General features: G+C 77.3%; 10 protein-coding genes. 7 read left to right on the plus strand and 3 right to left on the minus strand.

Annotated features, from left to right (window positions below):
• Positions 1-154: 154 nt before the first annotated feature.
• From ACIQVD_RS19125 to ACIQVD_RS19140, 4 genes are all read left to right on the plus strand, one after another.
• A complete protein-coding gene (locus tag ACIQVD_RS19125) occupies positions 155-3,427 on the plus strand; it encodes an FtsX-like permease family protein (protein WP_402290521.1) in 3,273 nt (1,090 codons plus the stop codon).
• 142 nt (positions 3,428-3,569) lie between these two features.
• Positions 3,570-6,308 (plus strand): hypothetical protein, encoded by a 2,739-nt coding sequence (locus ACIQVD_RS19130; RefSeq protein WP_402290524.1) that lies wholly within the window; start codon positions 3,570-3,572, stop codon positions 6,306-6,308.
• A 43-nt stretch (positions 6,309-6,351) separates the two neighbouring features.
• On the plus strand, positions 6,352-7,302 hold the full coding sequence (locus ACIQVD_RS19135) for an ABC transporter ATP-binding protein (RefSeq protein ID WP_400681040.1): 951 nt from the start codon (positions 6,352-6,354) through the stop codon (positions 7,300-7,302).
• A 59-nt stretch (positions 7,303-7,361) separates the two neighbouring features.
• The gene (locus ACIQVD_RS19140; protein WP_402290656.1) at positions 7,362-8,348 is read left to right on the plus strand and encodes a sigma-70 family RNA polymerase sigma factor; all 987 of its coding nucleotides are present in this window, start codon (positions 7,362-7,364) and stop codon (positions 8,346-8,348) included.
• 43 nt (positions 8,349-8,391) lie between these two features.
• On the opposite strand, the gene ACIQVD_RS19145 is transcribed toward ACIQVD_RS19140, so the two are convergent.
• The gene (locus ACIQVD_RS19145; protein WP_402290526.1) at positions 8,392-9,264 is read right to left on the minus strand and encodes a helix-turn-helix domain-containing protein; all 873 of its coding nucleotides are present in this window, start codon (positions 9,262-9,264) and stop codon (positions 8,392-8,394) included.
• A gap of 135 nt (positions 9,265-9,399) precedes the next feature.
• Between ACIQVD_RS19145 and ACIQVD_RS19150 the strand changes: the two genes are divergently transcribed.
• The 3 genes from ACIQVD_RS19150 (at position 9,400) to ACIQVD_RS19160 (ending at position 12,291) form a co-directional block, all read left to right on the plus strand.
• Positions 9,400-9,825, plus strand: coding sequence for a cupin domain-containing protein (locus ACIQVD_RS19150; protein ID WP_400681036.1), 426 nt, complete (start codon positions 9,400-9,402; stop codon positions 9,823-9,825).
• 265 nt (positions 9,826-10,090) lie between these two features.
• Positions 10,091-11,695, plus strand: a complete 1,605-nt coding sequence (locus ACIQVD_RS19155) for an aldehyde dehydrogenase family protein (protein ID WP_402290529.1) — start codon at positions 10,091-10,093, stop codon at positions 11,693-11,695.
• A gap of 32 nt (positions 11,696-11,727) precedes the next feature.
• The gene (locus tag ACIQVD_RS19160) at positions 11,728-12,291 is read left to right on the plus strand and encodes an EF-hand domain-containing protein (RefSeq protein WP_400681033.1); all 564 of its coding nucleotides are present in this window, start codon (positions 11,728-11,730) and stop codon (positions 12,289-12,291) included.
• A gap of 111 nt (positions 12,292-12,402) precedes the next feature.
• Here ACIQVD_RS19160 and efeU read toward each other — a convergent pair whose 3' ends face one another.
• Both efeU and efeB read right to left on the minus strand, forming a co-directional pair.
• A complete protein-coding gene (efeU, locus tag ACIQVD_RS19165) occupies positions 12,403-13,248 on the minus strand; it encodes an iron uptake transporter permease EfeU (RefSeq protein ID WP_402290532.1) in 846 nt (281 codons plus the stop codon).
• A gap of 34 nt (positions 13,249-13,282) precedes the next feature.
• A complete protein-coding gene (gene efeB / locus ACIQVD_RS19170; RefSeq protein ID WP_402290535.1) occupies positions 13,283-14,575 on the minus strand; it encodes an iron uptake transporter deferrochelatase/peroxidase subunit in 1,293 nt (430 codons plus the stop codon).
• Positions 14,576-14,590 lie beyond the last annotated feature (15 nt).

A 14,590-nucleotide genomic window follows, 5' to 3' on the forward strand; every position in this document is an offset into this window, starting at 1 on the left:
CACCGCGGTCCGCCGGCGGCGCGGCCGGAGCCCCACCGCGCCCGGGCGGCGCGCAGACCGCGCACGATTCGCGCCGACCACTTCCGATTCCTGTTCGACTCTGCCAGAGTCGTCCGATATCCGGTGCACGGGGCCGGAACGGGGGGACCTGATCATGCTGGGCTTTGTGCTGCGCCGGTTGCGCGGACGGCTGCCGCTGGCGGCTGCGGTGCTGTTCACGGTGCTGACCGCCACCACGGTGCTGACCGCGCTGGTGGCCTTCGACCGCACCGTCGCCGAGGCGGGCCTGCGGCGCGACCTGGCCGGCGGCGGCCGGGTGACGGTGCTGCTGAACGCCGACCACGGGCTGGACGGCAGGTCCGCGGACGACGCCGGGACGGCCGCGCTGGGCGCCCGGCTGTTCGACGGACTGCCGGTCGACACCCGGACGCTGGCCCGCAGCCGGGCGTACGGGCTGCCCGGCTCGACGGCCCCGACCACGGCCCCGCCTTCGACCCCGGCCCCGGCCAAGGCGCCGGCCCACGAGGTGGACCTGACCGTGCTGGCCGCGCTGGACCACGACCGGGTCCGCCTGACGGCCGGCCACTGGCCCACCGCCGAGGGCGCCGCCGCGGGCCCGGGGACGGCCGGGACGGTGCAGGTCGCGGTGCCGGGCGGCGCGCTGTCCCGGCTGGGCCTGACCGCGGACGCGCTGCCCGCGCAGCTGGTGCTCTCCGACCGGTACGGCGGCCTGCCGCTGACCGTCCGGGTCACCGGCGTCTACCGGGCCCTGGACCGGGACGCCCCGTACTGGCGGCTGGACCCGCTGGGCGGCCGGGAGATCCAGGTCCAGGGCTTCACCACGTACGGGCCGATGCTGGTGGACGACGGCGCCTTCACCTCCGGCCTGCTGCCGCAGGGCAGCCGGGGCGCGCTGCTGACCGCCGACTTCACCACCGCCGACCGGGCCCGGGTCGAGCGGGTCGGGGAGCTGGCGGCCCGGCTGCCCGAGCTGCTCAAGCAGGACAGCCCGGGCTTCCAGTCGCAGACCGAACTGCCCGCCCTGCTGGCCGAGTTGCACTCGGCGACGCTGGTCACCGAGTCCAGTCTGCTGATCGGGGCGCTCCAGCTGTCGGTGCTCGCGGGCGCGGCCCTGCTGCTGGTGGTGCACCTGGTCGCGGAGCGGCAGGCCCGGGAGGACGCGCTGCTCACCGCCCGGGGCGCGACCCGGCGCCGACTGGCCGCCTGGGCCTGCCTGGAGGCGCTGCTGCTGGCGCTGCCCGCCGCGCTGCTGGCCCCGCTGCTGGCCGGGCCGCTGCTGCGGCTGCTGACCGGCTACGGCCCGCTGGCCGGGCTGCCGCTGGAGCACACCGACACGGCCGTGCGCTGGCCGGCGGCGGCGCTGTGCGCGCTGGTGTGCGTGCTGCTCTCGGCGCTGCCCGCGGTCCTGCGGCGCGGCGGGCAGCTGGTGGCGCGCCGTCAGGCGGTGGTCGGCACGGTGGTGCGCTCCGGCGCCGACCTGACCCTGCTGGCGCTGGCCGTGGTCGCCTACCGGCAGCTCTCCGCCCGGTCCGGCGGCCTGTCGGTGGCCTCCGACGGCCGGCTGGGCATCGATCCGGTGCTGGTCGCGGCGCCCACCCTGGCGCTGTGCGCGGGGACGCTGCTGGTGCTGCGGGTGCTGCCGCTGGCGGCCCGGCTGGGGGCCCGGCTGGCCGCCCGGGGGCGCGGGCTGGGCGCGGCGCTGGGCGGCTGGCAGCTGGCCCGCCGCCCGGGCCGGGCGAACGGCCCGGTGCTGCTGCTGGTGCTGGCGGTGGCCACCGGCGTGCTGGCGATCGGCCAGCACGCCGCGTGGCGCGACTCGCAGCGCGACCAGGCCGACTTCGCCGCCGCGGGCGGTCTGCGGATCCAGGGTTCGGCGCTGCCCGCGCTGGGCCAGGGCGGCCGGTACGCGGCGCTGCCGGGCGGCGACCGGCTGCTGCCGGTGGCCCGGGCCGACCTGTCGCTGCCGGGCGACCGGCAGGGCCGCGTCCTGCTGACCGCCACCGCCCGGGCGGGCGCCGAACTGCGGGTGCGGCCCGACCTGTTCGACCACCGGCCGCCCGGGGAGCTGCTGGCGCCGCTGGCCGAGCCGCAGTCGCCCGGGGTGCCGCTGCCGGGGAGCCCGGCCCGGATCGAGCTGACCGTCGCGGTGCAGGTGGACGACCGTCCCGGGGAGGACGGCAGCCCGCTCCAGGCGCCCGACCTGTGGCTCCAGCTGCGCGACGGCTTCGGGGCGGTGCACCGGGTCCTGGTGCCGCAGCTGCCGGTCCGGGGCGAGCTGACCGTCCCGGTGGACCTGGGCGCGCTGGCCGCCGCCCCGCTGGGCTCGGTGGCCGCGCCGCTGTCCCTGACCGGTCTCGGGCTGACGTACCCGGCGGGCTGGGGCGAGAGCCGCACCGAGCTGACGGTGCGCCGGGTGGCGGTGGCCGACGGCGCGGGCGGGGCGGCGGTGCCCGTCCCGGTGCCCGCGGGCGCCTGGAGCGTGCAGGCCGGGGACGGCGTCCCGGTGCGGGTGGCCGACGGTGCGGGACCGGACCGGCTGCCGACCGTCGAGTACACCCCCGGCGCGGCGGACCACGACGGGGCCCGGGCCCTGGTGCTGGCCCCGGGCGCCGTCCGCTCCGGCGGCGAGGTCGGGGGCCTGGCCACCCGCGCGTACCTGGCGGCCGTCGGCGCCCGGGTCGGCGACCTGGTCAAGGTGCAGCTCGCCGGCACCTCGGTGCCGGTCCGGATCACCGGCGCGGTCGAGGCGCTGCCGGTGTACGGCACCAGCGCGCTGCTGCTCGACCTGGCCGCCGCCGACCGGTGGCTGAGCGACCGGGGCTTCGACGCCCCGGCCGTCTCCGAGTGGTGGCTGCCCGCCGCCGGACCCGGCGACCGCACCCCGGCCGAGGCGGCGGCGGCGCTGCGCGCGGGGCCGACCGCCCAGCAGCTGACGCTGCGCGAGGAGGACGCCGCGGCCCGGCTCGGCGACCCGCTGAGCGCCGCCCCGCAGAGCGCGCTGGCCGCGCTGGCGGTGGCCGCGGCGGTGCTGGCCGCGATCGGCTTCACCGCCGCCTCGGCCGCCTCGGCGAGCGAACGGGCCGGTGAGTCCGCGGTGCTGCTGGCGCTCGGCGCGCCCCGGCGGCTGCTGACCCGCAGCGCCGCCGCCGAACGGCTGGTGCTGGTCGGCATCGGCACCGGTACGGGGCTGCTGCTCGGCACCGTCCTGGTCCACCTGGTGGTGCCGCTGGTGGTGCTCACCCCGGCCGCCCGGCCCCCGGTCCCCGACGTCCTGGTCGGCCTGCCCCCGGCCCAGGTCCTGGCCCTGGCCGCCGGAACCGCCGCCCTGCCCCTGCTGTCCGCCTTCCTGTTCGGCGGCAACCGCCGGAACCTGGCCGCCCGACTCCGGTCCGCGGAGGAGAAATGAGCACCCCGGCCCCCTGGGCCCGCACCCCCGCCCGGCCGTGCACCGCCGTCCGGCCCGCCGCAGCCCACCCGACCGTCCGGCCCGCCCCCGCGCCGGCCGCCACCGGACCCCGCGCCGTCGCGCCGCGCCCCGCGGAGGAGAGATGAGCACCCCCGCCCCCTGGGTCCGCACCCGGCTGCGCACCGCGCCGCTCGCCGCCCTGCTCACCGCCGCCCTGACGCTGGTCCTGGTCTTCCTGGCGGCCGCGCTGCCCCGGGCGCTGGACCGGGGGGCGGACGGCGCGCTGCACGCTTTCCTGCGCGGGTCCGGCCCGGTGGCGACCAGTGTGGTGGTGACGTCCGGCCCGCCCGCGGGCGGCGAGCCGGAGCGGAAGCTGGACGCGACCGCGGCCCGGCTGACCGACCTGATCGGGCCGGTGCTGCCGCTGGAGCCGGGCGGCCCGGTGTACGGGCGCCGGGGTCTGGCCGCGCGTTCGCTGCCCGACCCGGGGCTGGACCGGCCGGAGTCCGTCGCGCCCGAGCTGGCCCTGGTGTACCAGCACGGGGCGCGCGAGCACGTCCACCTGACGGCCGGTCGGTGGCCGGACGCCGGGGCGGCCGGGGGGCCGGTGCCGGTCGTGCTGTCGGCGGCGGCGGCCGAGGCGATGAAGGTGCGGCCGGGCGCGGTGCTGGACGGCGGTGCCTCGGTGCTGTCCCCCACCGCGCGGCTGAGCCCGCAGCAGGTCGAGGTGGTGGGCCTGTACGCCGTCGACGACCCGGCCGACCCGTTCTGGGCCGAGCTGGGGTGCGCGATCGGGGCGTGCCGGAACATGACGCCCTCGCACGGTCCGGGGGACCCCCCGGTGGCGTACTGGTACGCCGTCGCGCTGACCGGCCCGGAGTCGGTGTCCCGGCTGGGCGTCTGGAGCGACGGGGCGCTGGACTACTGGCGGCTGCCGGTGCGGGTGGAGGCGCTGCGGGCGGACCGGCTGCGGCAGACCTCCTTCGGCCTGGCGGCGGTCACCTCGGGGCCGCTCGCGGTCGAGGTGGTGTCCGGCAGCGGGCGGCCCGACGTGCGGATCGACTCCGGGCTGCGGTCCGCGATCGACACCGCCCGGCAGCGGCAGAGCGCGATCGACTCGCTGACCGCGGTCGGCCCGGCCGGGGCGGCGGGGGTGTCCGCCGTGGTGCTGTGCCTGGCGGCGGCGCTGGCCGCCGAGCGGCGGACGGCGGAGCTGCTGCTGCTGCGGGCGCGCGGGGCCGGGATCGGCGGGGTCTTCCGGCGGCTGCTGGGCGAGGGCGCGGCGACCGTGCTGCCCGCGGCGGCCCTGGGCGCGCTGCTGGCCTTCGCGCTGCTGCCGACCCCGCGCCGGCTGCCGGCGGCGGGCGCGGCCGGTGCGGTGGCGCTGCTGGCGCTGCTGGCCTTCCCGGTGCGGGCGGCGCTGCTGCTGCGCGGTGCGGCCGCGGGGGCGGGGCGCGGGCGGCGGCGGCTGGTGGGCGAGTTCGCGGTGCTGGCGGTGACCGCGGCGGCGGTGGCGCAGGTGGTCCGGCGCGGGGTGGCACCGCTGGGCGAGGGGGTGGACCCGCTGCTGGTGGCGGCGCCGCTGCTGCTGTCGTTGACGGGCGCGCTGCTGCTGGCCCGGTTGCAGCCGCCGCTGATCGGGCTGCTGGCCCGCCGGGCCGGGCGGCGTCCGGGGGTGGTGGGTTTCCTCGGGCTGGCCCGGGCGGCCCGGGGCGGCGGGGGCGGGCGGTCGCGGCCCTCGGTGCTGCCGCTGCTGGCCCTGGTGCTGGCGGTGGCGTGCGGCGCGGTCGGGGCGACGGTACTGGCGTCGGTGGCCGCCGATCGGGCCGAGGTGGCCCGGTACGCCCTGGGCGGGGACGCCGTGGTCAGCGCCGGGTCGAACACCTCGCTGCCGCAGTCGTTCGTCACGGAGGCCGGCCGGCTGCCGGGGGTGACGGCCGCGCTGCCGGTGTGGATCGACGAGGACGTGGTGCTCTCGCTCGGCGGCGGCGCCTCGGTCCGGGTGAACGTGGTGGTGGCCGATCCGGTCCCGTACGCGAGGCTGGCCGAGGCGGCCGGGCGGGGCCGGTTCGATCCGGCGCTGCTGGCCGGCGACCCGGGCGGCGGGCCGCTGCCCGCGCTGGCCGGCGGCGGTGTCCCGGAGGGCGAGTTCAGCCTGCGGCTGGCGGGCGGCGACGCGGCCCGGATCCGCGTGGTGGGGCACGCGGACGGCACGCCGGCGCTGGTCGGCTCGGCCGGTCCGACCGTGGTGCTGCCCGCCGGTCCGGCCGCCGACCTGGTGGCCCGGATCGGGGGCCCGGCCAAGTGGCTGGCGGCCGGGCGGCCCGACGACGCCGCCCTGCGCGCGCTGGCCGGGCGGCTGCTCGGCCCGCCGGCGGCCGGGGCCGGGACGGGCCACCGGGTGCGGACGGTCGCCTCGGAGGTCGCGGCGCTCGGTGCCGACCCGTTGCAGGCGTCGGCCGTCCGGCTGTTCTGGGTCTCGGTCGGCGCGACGGCGCTGTCCGCGCTGCTGTCGGTGCTGCTGACGCTGCTGCGGGCCGGGCCGGAGCGGGCGGCGGTGCTGGCCCGGCTGCGCACCATGGGGCTGCGGCCCCGGCAGGGGCTGGCGCTGATCCTGGCCGAGGTGCTGCCGCAGTCGCTGGTGGCGGCCCTGGGCGGGGCGCTGACGGCGGTGTGCTGCGTGCTGCTGCTGGGCCCGGCCGTCGACCTCTCCCCGCTGGTCGGCTCGGGTGTCGCGGCGGGGCTGCGGCCGCTGGCCGCCCCGATCGCCGAACAGGCCGTCGGGCTGGCCCTGTTGGCGGTGCTCGCGGTGCTGGCCGAGGCCGCGGTGACCGCCCGCCGGCAGATCACCACCGAGCTGCGGGCGGGGGACGCCCGATGAACCGCACGTCCACCACCGAGCCCCCCGCAGGAGGGACCACCCGATGAGCACTCCGGCACCGAGCCTGGACGAGCTGCGGCGCAGGGCGCTGGCCGCCGCCGCGCCGCGCACCGTCGGCGCCGAACTGGCGATCAGCTGCGAGCGGTTGGTGCGGATCTTCAGCGCCGACGGGATCGAGGTGCAGGCGTTGCAGGGCCTGGACCTGACGGTGGACCGGGGCGACCTGGTGGCCCTGGTCGGCGCGTCCGGCAGTGGCAAGTCGACGCTGCTGAACGTGCTGGCGGGCCTGGACACCCCCACCGCCGGCACCGCCACCGTCGACGGCCACGACCTGCTGGCGATGACCGCGAAGGACCGGCTGCGCTACCGCCGCGAGACGGTCGGCTTCATCTGGCAGCAGACCGCGCGCAACCTGCTGCCCTTCCTGACCGCCGCCCAGAACGTGGCCCTGCCGATGCAGCTGCGCTCCGGGCACCGGGCCGCCCGGCGGCAGCGCGCCCGCACCACCGAGCTGCTGGAGGCCCTCGGCGTCCCCGAACTCGCCCACCGCCGCCCGGCCGAACTCTCCGGCGGCCAGCAGCAGCGGGTGGCCATCGCGGTCGCCCTCGCCAACGAGCCCGCCGTCCTGCTCGCCGACGAACCCACCGGCGAGCTGGACACCGACACCGCCGCCGGCATCTTCGAGGCCTTCCGCACCGTCAACCGCGAGCTGGGCAGCACCGTCGTCATCGTCACCCACGACCCGATGGTCGCCGGCGAGGTCCGCCGCACGGTGGCGATCCGCGACGGCCGCACCAGCAGCGAGGTCCTGCGCCGCACCGAGGTCGACGAGCACGGCACCGAGACCGTCTCCGAGCGCGAGTACGTGATGCTCGACCGCACCGGCCGCGTCCAGCTGCCCGCCGCCTTCCTGGCCGCCCTGGGCATGGAGCACCGGGTGGCGGCGGACCTGGCGGCCGACCACATCGAGCTGCGCCCGGACGACACCCGCTGACCGGCGCTCCGGCGCCCCTCCCGGCTGTCGGACCCGCGCACTAGGCTGGCCCCGTGCCAATGATCATGGATCGTGACGGGGTGGCGGAGCGGCTGGAGCCGTTCCGGCGGGAGCTGACGGCGTACTGCTACCGGATGCTGGGCTCGGCCTTCGAGGCGGAGGACGCGGTGCAGGAGACGCTGGTCCGCGCCTGGTCGAAGTTCGACGGCTTCGAGGGCCGCGCCGCGCTGCGGACGTGGCTGTACCGGATCGCCACCAACGTCTGCCTGGACATGGCCCCGGCCCCGCAGCGGCGGGCCCGCCCGATGGACCTCAGCTCGCCCTGCCCGGCCGCCGCGCCGGACTTGGCGCAGCTGGAGGAGAACGTCTGGGTGGGCCCGGTGCCGGACGCGCGGGTGCTGTCGGGGGATCCGGCGGAGGTCGCGGTGGGCCGGGAGTCGATCCGGCTGGCGTTCGTCTCGGCGCTCCAGAAGCTGCCGGCCCGGCAGCGGGCGGTGCTGATCCTGCGGGAGGTGCTGGCCTGGTCGGCGGCGGAGACGGCGGAGCTGCTGGAGACCTCGGTGGCCTCGGTGAACAGCGCGCTGCAGCGGGCCCGGGCCACGATGGCCGCGCAGGGCCCGGCCGGTGACGCCTTCGACCCGCTGGACGAGACCCAGCGCTCCCTGCTTGCCCGGTACGTGCGGGCCTTCGAGTCGTTCGACATCGAGGCCCTAAAGCGGCTGCTGCACGAGGACGCGGTGCTGAACATGCCGCCGTTCCAGATGTGGGTGCGGGGCGTGACCGAGCTCGGCGAGTGGTGGCAGGGCGCGGGCTGCGGCTGCGCGGGGTCGCGGCTGCTGCCGGTGGAGGCGAACGGCACGCCGGCGTTCGCCCAGTACCGCCCGGCGGAGGACGGCGCGGGGTGGACGCCGTGGGGCATCACCCTGCTGGAGATCGTCGACGGCCGGATCGCCACCATGACCAATCACATGGACGTGGAGCGGCTGTTCCCGCTCTGGGGCCTGCCGATGCGCCTGACCACCGACCCGCACACCGCCGACGCCTGACGCACCGCCGGGGTCTGACGCCCCGCCGCAGCCTGACGCGCCGTCAGGCCCGGGCGGTCTCGCGGGTGGCGCCCCAGGAGGCGAGCAGCCGCAGGCGCTCCTCGGACGGGGAGCCGGGTTCGGCGGTGTAGACGGTGAGGACGAGGTCGGGGTCGGCGGTCAGCCGCATCCCCTCGTAGGCGAGGGTGAGGTCGCCGACCGCCGGGTGGTGGAAGTGCTTGGTGCCGGTGCCGTGGTGCCGGACGTCGTGCGCGCCCCAGCGGGTGCGGAACTCGTCGCTGCGGGTGGAGAGTTCGCCGACCAGGTCGTGCAGCCGGCGGTCGTGGGGGTTGCGGCCGGCCTCGGTGCGCAGGAGGGCGACGGTGATGTCGGCGTGCCCGTCCCACCCGGGGTGGAAGCGGCGGGCGGCGGGGTCGAGGAACTGGAAGCGGGCGAAGTTCGGCGGGTGCGGCCCGGCGCCCGCGTAGACGTCGGCGTAGAAGGCGCGGGCGAGCGGGTTGGCGGCGACCAGGTCGGTCCGGCCGTTGCGGACGAACGCCGGGCCGCCGGTGATCGCGTCCAGCGTCCACTGGAGGCTGCGGTGCGGGGCCGGGGTCCGGTCCGCGCGGCGGCGCGGGCGGGTCAGCGCGTCGGAGCCGTCGGCGGCCCGGGCCAGGTGCAGCAGGTGGCTGCGTTCGGCGTCGTCGAGCCGCAGGGCCCGGGCGACGGCCTCCAGCACGGCCGGGGAGGCACCGGCCAGGTGGCCGCGCTCCAGCCGGGCGTAGTACTCGACGCTGAGGTCCGCGAGCGCGGCGACCTCGCTGCGCCGCAGCCCGGGCACCCGGCGGCGCGGCCCGGCGGGCAGTCCGACCAGGTCGGGGGTGATCTTGGCGCGCCGCGAGGTCAGGAACTCGCGGACCTCCTGGCTGTTGTCCACCCCTCCGACAGTACGCGCCCGCGCCGCTTGGAGGGGTGCACCACCGGTGCACCCCTCCGCGGTGCCTGGCCCCGCGCCGGGCGGCGCGCTTGGCTGGAGGGGACGCACTTCCCACCCCTTCCTCAGGAGCACCCGATGGAATTCCTCCCGCAGCAGCCCACCGGCCGGGGCCCGGCCGAGTGGTTCACCGGCGACGTCTGGTGGGACGTCCTCGCGGCCGGCGCGGAGCCGTCCCGGCTGCGCGCCAACCTGGTCCGCTTCGCGCCGGGCGCGCGGACGCACTGGCACACCCACGCGCTCGGCCAGACCCTGCACGTGGTCTCCGGCACCGCCCTGGTCGGCACCCGGGACGGCACCGTGCTGGAGGCCCACCCGGGCGAGAGCGTGGTCTGCCCGCCGGGCGAGACGCACTGGCACGGCGCCGCCCCCGACCGTTTCACGGCCCACCTGGCGCTCTGGGAGGCCACTGCCGACGGCACGCCCGAGACCGTCTGGGCCGAGCCCGTCACCCCCGAGCAGTACGGCGCGCCCCGGCACCGGAGCGATCCGGCCGCGCGGTGACGTCCGGGGCCGTGCCGCGCCCGCTTCGAACCGGCCGCCCGGGACGGCGAGTTCCCACCGGGCACCGCCCCGGCCGCCCTCGCCGCCTGCCCGGAGCAGCCGCACCGGACCGCCGCCCACGCCCCGCAGCGCCGACCCCGCCCCGCCCTCCCCCACCGCGTCCGCACGACAAGACGCTTTCCAGCCGATCGGAGAATCACCCGTTGGAGGGGAAGCCCGTCCTCTCCCCCGGCCCGCGCGCCCCGCGCCCCCCATCATCGGGGACGTGGAACTCGCTCCCGCCCCACCGCAGTCCGCCTACCCGGTCCTGGTCGGCGGCGTCCCCGCCGCTGGCGACGGCTGGGTGCACTGGCCCCGCAGCAGCGCGATGCTCCGCGAGCCGTACGAGGTGCTCGCGCTGAAGGCCCGGCTCGACCACGGCCGCGCCGACCCGGCCGACCACGCGGACCCGCGGCTGGTCGGCCGGGTGGCCCGCTCGACCCCGGAGCAGGCCGCCACCGCGCTGGCCCGGGCCCGCGCGGCCCAGCCGCTCTGGGCCCGGGTGCCGCTGGAGCGGCGGCTGGAGTTCGTCGCGGCCTTCCACCGCCTGCTGCGGGAGCGCGCCGAGGAGGTGGTCGGGGCACTGGTGTCCGAGGGGTACCCGGTGCGGGTGGCCCGCTGGTCGCTGGCCGCGGCGCTGGACCTCACCCACCCCGACACGCTGGCCCACACCCGGGCCGCCATGCGCTGGGAGGGCGAGCAGGACGGCCGCCTGGTGCGGCTGGTGCGCAAACCGGACGGGGTGGTCGGCCTCAGCCCGGCCCGCAACGCCCCGATGCTCACCGCGACGGCCGCCGTCCCGGTGCTGGCCGGCGGCAACGCGGTGGTGGTCAACGCCCCGCCCACGGCGCCGCTGAGCACCGCGTTCGTCTTCCACGAGCTGGTCGCCCCGCTGCTGGCCGCGCACGGCGCCCCGCCCGGCGCGCTCAGCGTGCTCTGCGCCCCCGACCGGCCCACCCTGCGCACCTGGCTGGCCTCGCCCGACTGCGACGACGTGTTCTTCTTCGGCGGCCCGAAGCAGGGCGCGGAACTCGCCCGCGGCTGCCTGGAGCAGGGCAAGAAGCCCGTCCTGGAACTGGCCGGCAACGACGCCCTGGTGGTGTGGCGAGACGCCGACCTGCCCCGGGCCGCCGACGCCGCGGCGGAGCGCTACCACGGCTCGGGCCAGCTCTGCTTCGCCCCGAAGTTCGCCCTGGTCCACCCGGCCGTGGCCGACCGCTTCACCGCCCTGCTCCAGGAGCGGGTGGCCGCGCTGCGGATCGGCCCGCCCGAGGACCCGGACGTCGTGCTGACCCCCGTGGTCAAGCGCGCCCAGTGCGCGGACGTGCTGGCCGACGCCGTGGCCAAGGGCGCCGAACTCCTCTGCGGCGGCGAGAGCGTCGACGTGGACGGCGTCCCGACGGCCCGGGGCCCGTTCGTCCGCCCCGTCCTGCTGCGGGCCCACGGGCTGGCCGTGGCCGCGACGATGCGGGCGGTCGCCGAGGAGACCTTCTTCCCGCTGATGTGCCTGGTCGTGCCGACCGGGCCGGAGCCGGACGGCGCCCTGCTCGACGCGCTGATCTCCTTCGTCAACGCCAACCCCTACGGCCTGCGCAACTCGCTGTGGGCCCGCGACCCGGACGTCGTCGACCGGTTCACCGACGAGGTCGTCAACGGCGGCGTGCTGAAGGTCAACGACAGCCACATCGGCACCCTCCCCGTCCTGCCCGTCATCGGCGGCACCGGGCTCTCCGGCGGCGCGCACGGCGAGGCCAACATCCCGATCCTGCGCACCACCCGCCTACAGGGCATCAGCATCGGCCCCCGCTCCCCCGAACCGTCCGACGCGTGATCCGCACCACCCGCGAGAGAGAGGCACCCCCCATGACCGCGCTTTCCGGCACGCCGCTGCTCGACCGCAAGATCGCCCTCTGCTTCGGCCACCTCGACGCCGACGGCAACGGCACCGTCGACCGCGAGGACCTGCTCACCCTGGGCGCCCGGCTGCTCTCCGAGTTCGGCGAGCCGCCGACCTCCCCCAAGGGCACCGCCCTGATGGCGGGCATGGCCCGCTACTGGGAGGCCCTCGCCGCGGCCGCCGACGCCGACGGCGACCGGCGGCTGACCCCCGAGGAGTACCGCGCGGGCATGACCGGCGCCTTCCTCACCTCCCCCGACGGCTTCCGCACCGCCCTGCGCCCGCTCACCGAGGCGGTCGTCGCCCTGCTCGACACCGACGGCGACGGCGAGGTCGACGAGCGGGAGTTCCAGTCCTGGCAGCAGGTCTTCCGCACCGCCCCCGAACACCGCGCCGCCGCCTTCCGGCACCTCGACACCGACGCCAGCGGCAGGCTCAGCGTGGACGAACTGCTCACCGCCCTCCAGGAGTTCTACCTCAGCCCCGACCCCGACGCCCCGGGCAACTGGCTCTACGGCCCGCTCACCTGACCGGCCCGGCCTCCGGGCCGGAGAACGGGAACCGCCCGGGTGCCGCGCGTCGCGGCACCCGGGCGGTTCCCGTCCCCGTCGTTCCTCGGGCTCGTCCCCCGGGCCCGTCCCTCAGGCGGCCTTCGCCTCCGCCGAGACCTGCGCGGGCTCGGGCGGGGAGCCCGCGGGCTTGCGGAAGAAGAAGTAGAGCGTCGGCACCAGGTAGAGCGCCCAGACCCAGACCTGGACCTTGGTCGGGTTCGGCTGGAAGTTGAAGACGCCCTTGAGCAGCGTCCCGTACCAGCTGTCGGCCGGGATGGTGGAGGAGATGTCGAAGGCCAGCGCGCTCAGGCCGGGGATCCAGTCGGCCTCCTGGAGGTCGTGCACGCCGTAGGCGAGGACGCCCGCGGCGACGACGACCAGCATGCCGCCGGTCCAGGTGAAGAACTTCGCCAGGTTGATCTTCAGCGCGCCGCGGTAGAACAGCCAGCCGAGCACCACCGAGGTGAGCAGGCCGAGGGTCGCGCCGACCAGCGGGTTCCAGCCGTCGCCGGTGGCCTGGACGGCGGTCCAGATGAACAGCGCGGTCTCCAGGCCCTCCCGGCCGACGGCCAGGAACGCGGTGACGACCAGGGCGACGGTGCCCATGGCGAGCGCGGCGTCCAGCTTGCCCTGGAGTTCGCTCTTCAGGTGGCGCGCGGTGCGGCGCATCCAGAAGACCATCCAGGTCACCAGGCCGACCGCGATGATCGACAGGCTGCCGCCGAGCGCCTCCTGGGCCTCGAAGGACAGCTGGTTGGAGCCGAACTGGAGCAGCGCGCCGAAGGCCATCGCCAGCACGACGGCGCTGCCGACGCCGGTCCACACCGGGCCGAGGCGGTCCCTGCGGTCGGTCTTGACCAGGTAGGCGATCAGGATGCAGACCACCAGGCTGGCTTCGAGGCCCTCGCGCAGGCCGATCAGGTAGTTGGCGAACACGGCGTTCTCTCCAGGGTGAAGTGGGGGGCGGGGGTCAGCCGAAGAGGGTCTGGCCCCACCACTCGCCGGGCTTGCGGACACCGGGCGGGCAGGCGAAGTGGGCGGAGGCGACGTGGGTGATGTACTCGTTGAGCGCGTCGTTGGCCGCGAGCTTGGTCTGCAGCGGGACGAACGCCTTGCGGGTGTCGCGCTGGTAGGCCAGGAAGAACAGGCCGGCGTCCAGGCGGCCGAGGCCGTCGGTGCCGTCGGTGAAGGAGTAGCCGCGGCGCAGGATCATCAGCCCGTCGTTGCTGTCGGGGTGCGCCAGGCGGACGTGCGAGTCGGCGGGCATCGCGGACAGGTCGGGGGTGTCGCGTTCCTTCTGCTTGCCGTAGGGGGCGCCCTCGATCTTGGTGCGGCCGAAGGTGTCCTCCTGGTCCTTGAGCGAGGCGCGGTCCCAGGTCTCGATGGTCATCCGGATGCGGCGGGCGACCAGGTAGGAGCCGCCGGTCATCCAGTCGGCGCCGTCGCCGGGGGCGGCCCACACGTGCTGGGCGAGCGCGTCGGCGTCGGTCCCGGCGATGTTGTGGGTGCCGTCCTTGAAGCCCATCAGGTTGCGCGGGGTCTGGCTGTCGGGCGTGGTGGAGGAGGTCTTGCCGAAGCCGAGCTGCGACCAGCGGACGTTGACCACGCCCATGCCGATCCGGGCCAGGTTGCGGATCGCGTGCACGGCGACCTGCGGGTCGTCGGCGCAGGCCTGGACGCACAGGTCGCCGCCGCTGCGGGCCGGATCGAGCCGGTCGCCCCTGAACTTCGGCAGGTCGACCAGCGCCTCCGGGCGCCTGGCCCTGAGTCCGAAGCGGTCGGCGCCGTCCTTCTCGAACAGCGTCGGCCCGAAGCCGATGGTCAGGGTGAGGCGGGAGGGGGGCAGGCCCAGCGCCTCGCCGGTGTCGTCCGGCGGGGACTCGGGGACGACGCCGACCGCGCCGCCGCCGACCTCGCGCCCGCCGGTGAGCGAGGCGGCCGCCTTCGTCCACTCCTTGAGCATCTTCACCAGGGCGTCGCGGTCGTCGGTGATGACGTCGAACGCGGCGAAGTGCAGCCGGTCCTGGACCGGGGTGGAGATGCCCGCCTGGTGCTCCCCGTAGAACGGGACGTCGGGGGCCTGCGGGGCGGGGCCGCCGTCCCCGTCCGACATGGTCGCGGCGGCCACCGTGCCCACCGCGGCCGCGCCGAGCGCGACGCCGGCTCCCGCCCAGCCTATGACGGCGCGCCGGCTGAGCCCGGCGCGCGGCGCGGGCCCGCCGCTCTCGGCGGGGGGCGCCTGCTGCTCGTTCTCGGCGTCCATCTCTGGCGTTCCCTC

The sequence above is a fragment of the Kitasatospora sp. NPDC090308 genome (genome assembly GCF_044769485.1).
Classification (GTDB): domain Bacteria; phylum Actinomycetota; class Actinomycetes; order Streptomycetales; family Streptomycetaceae; genus Kitasatospora; species Kitasatospora fiedleri.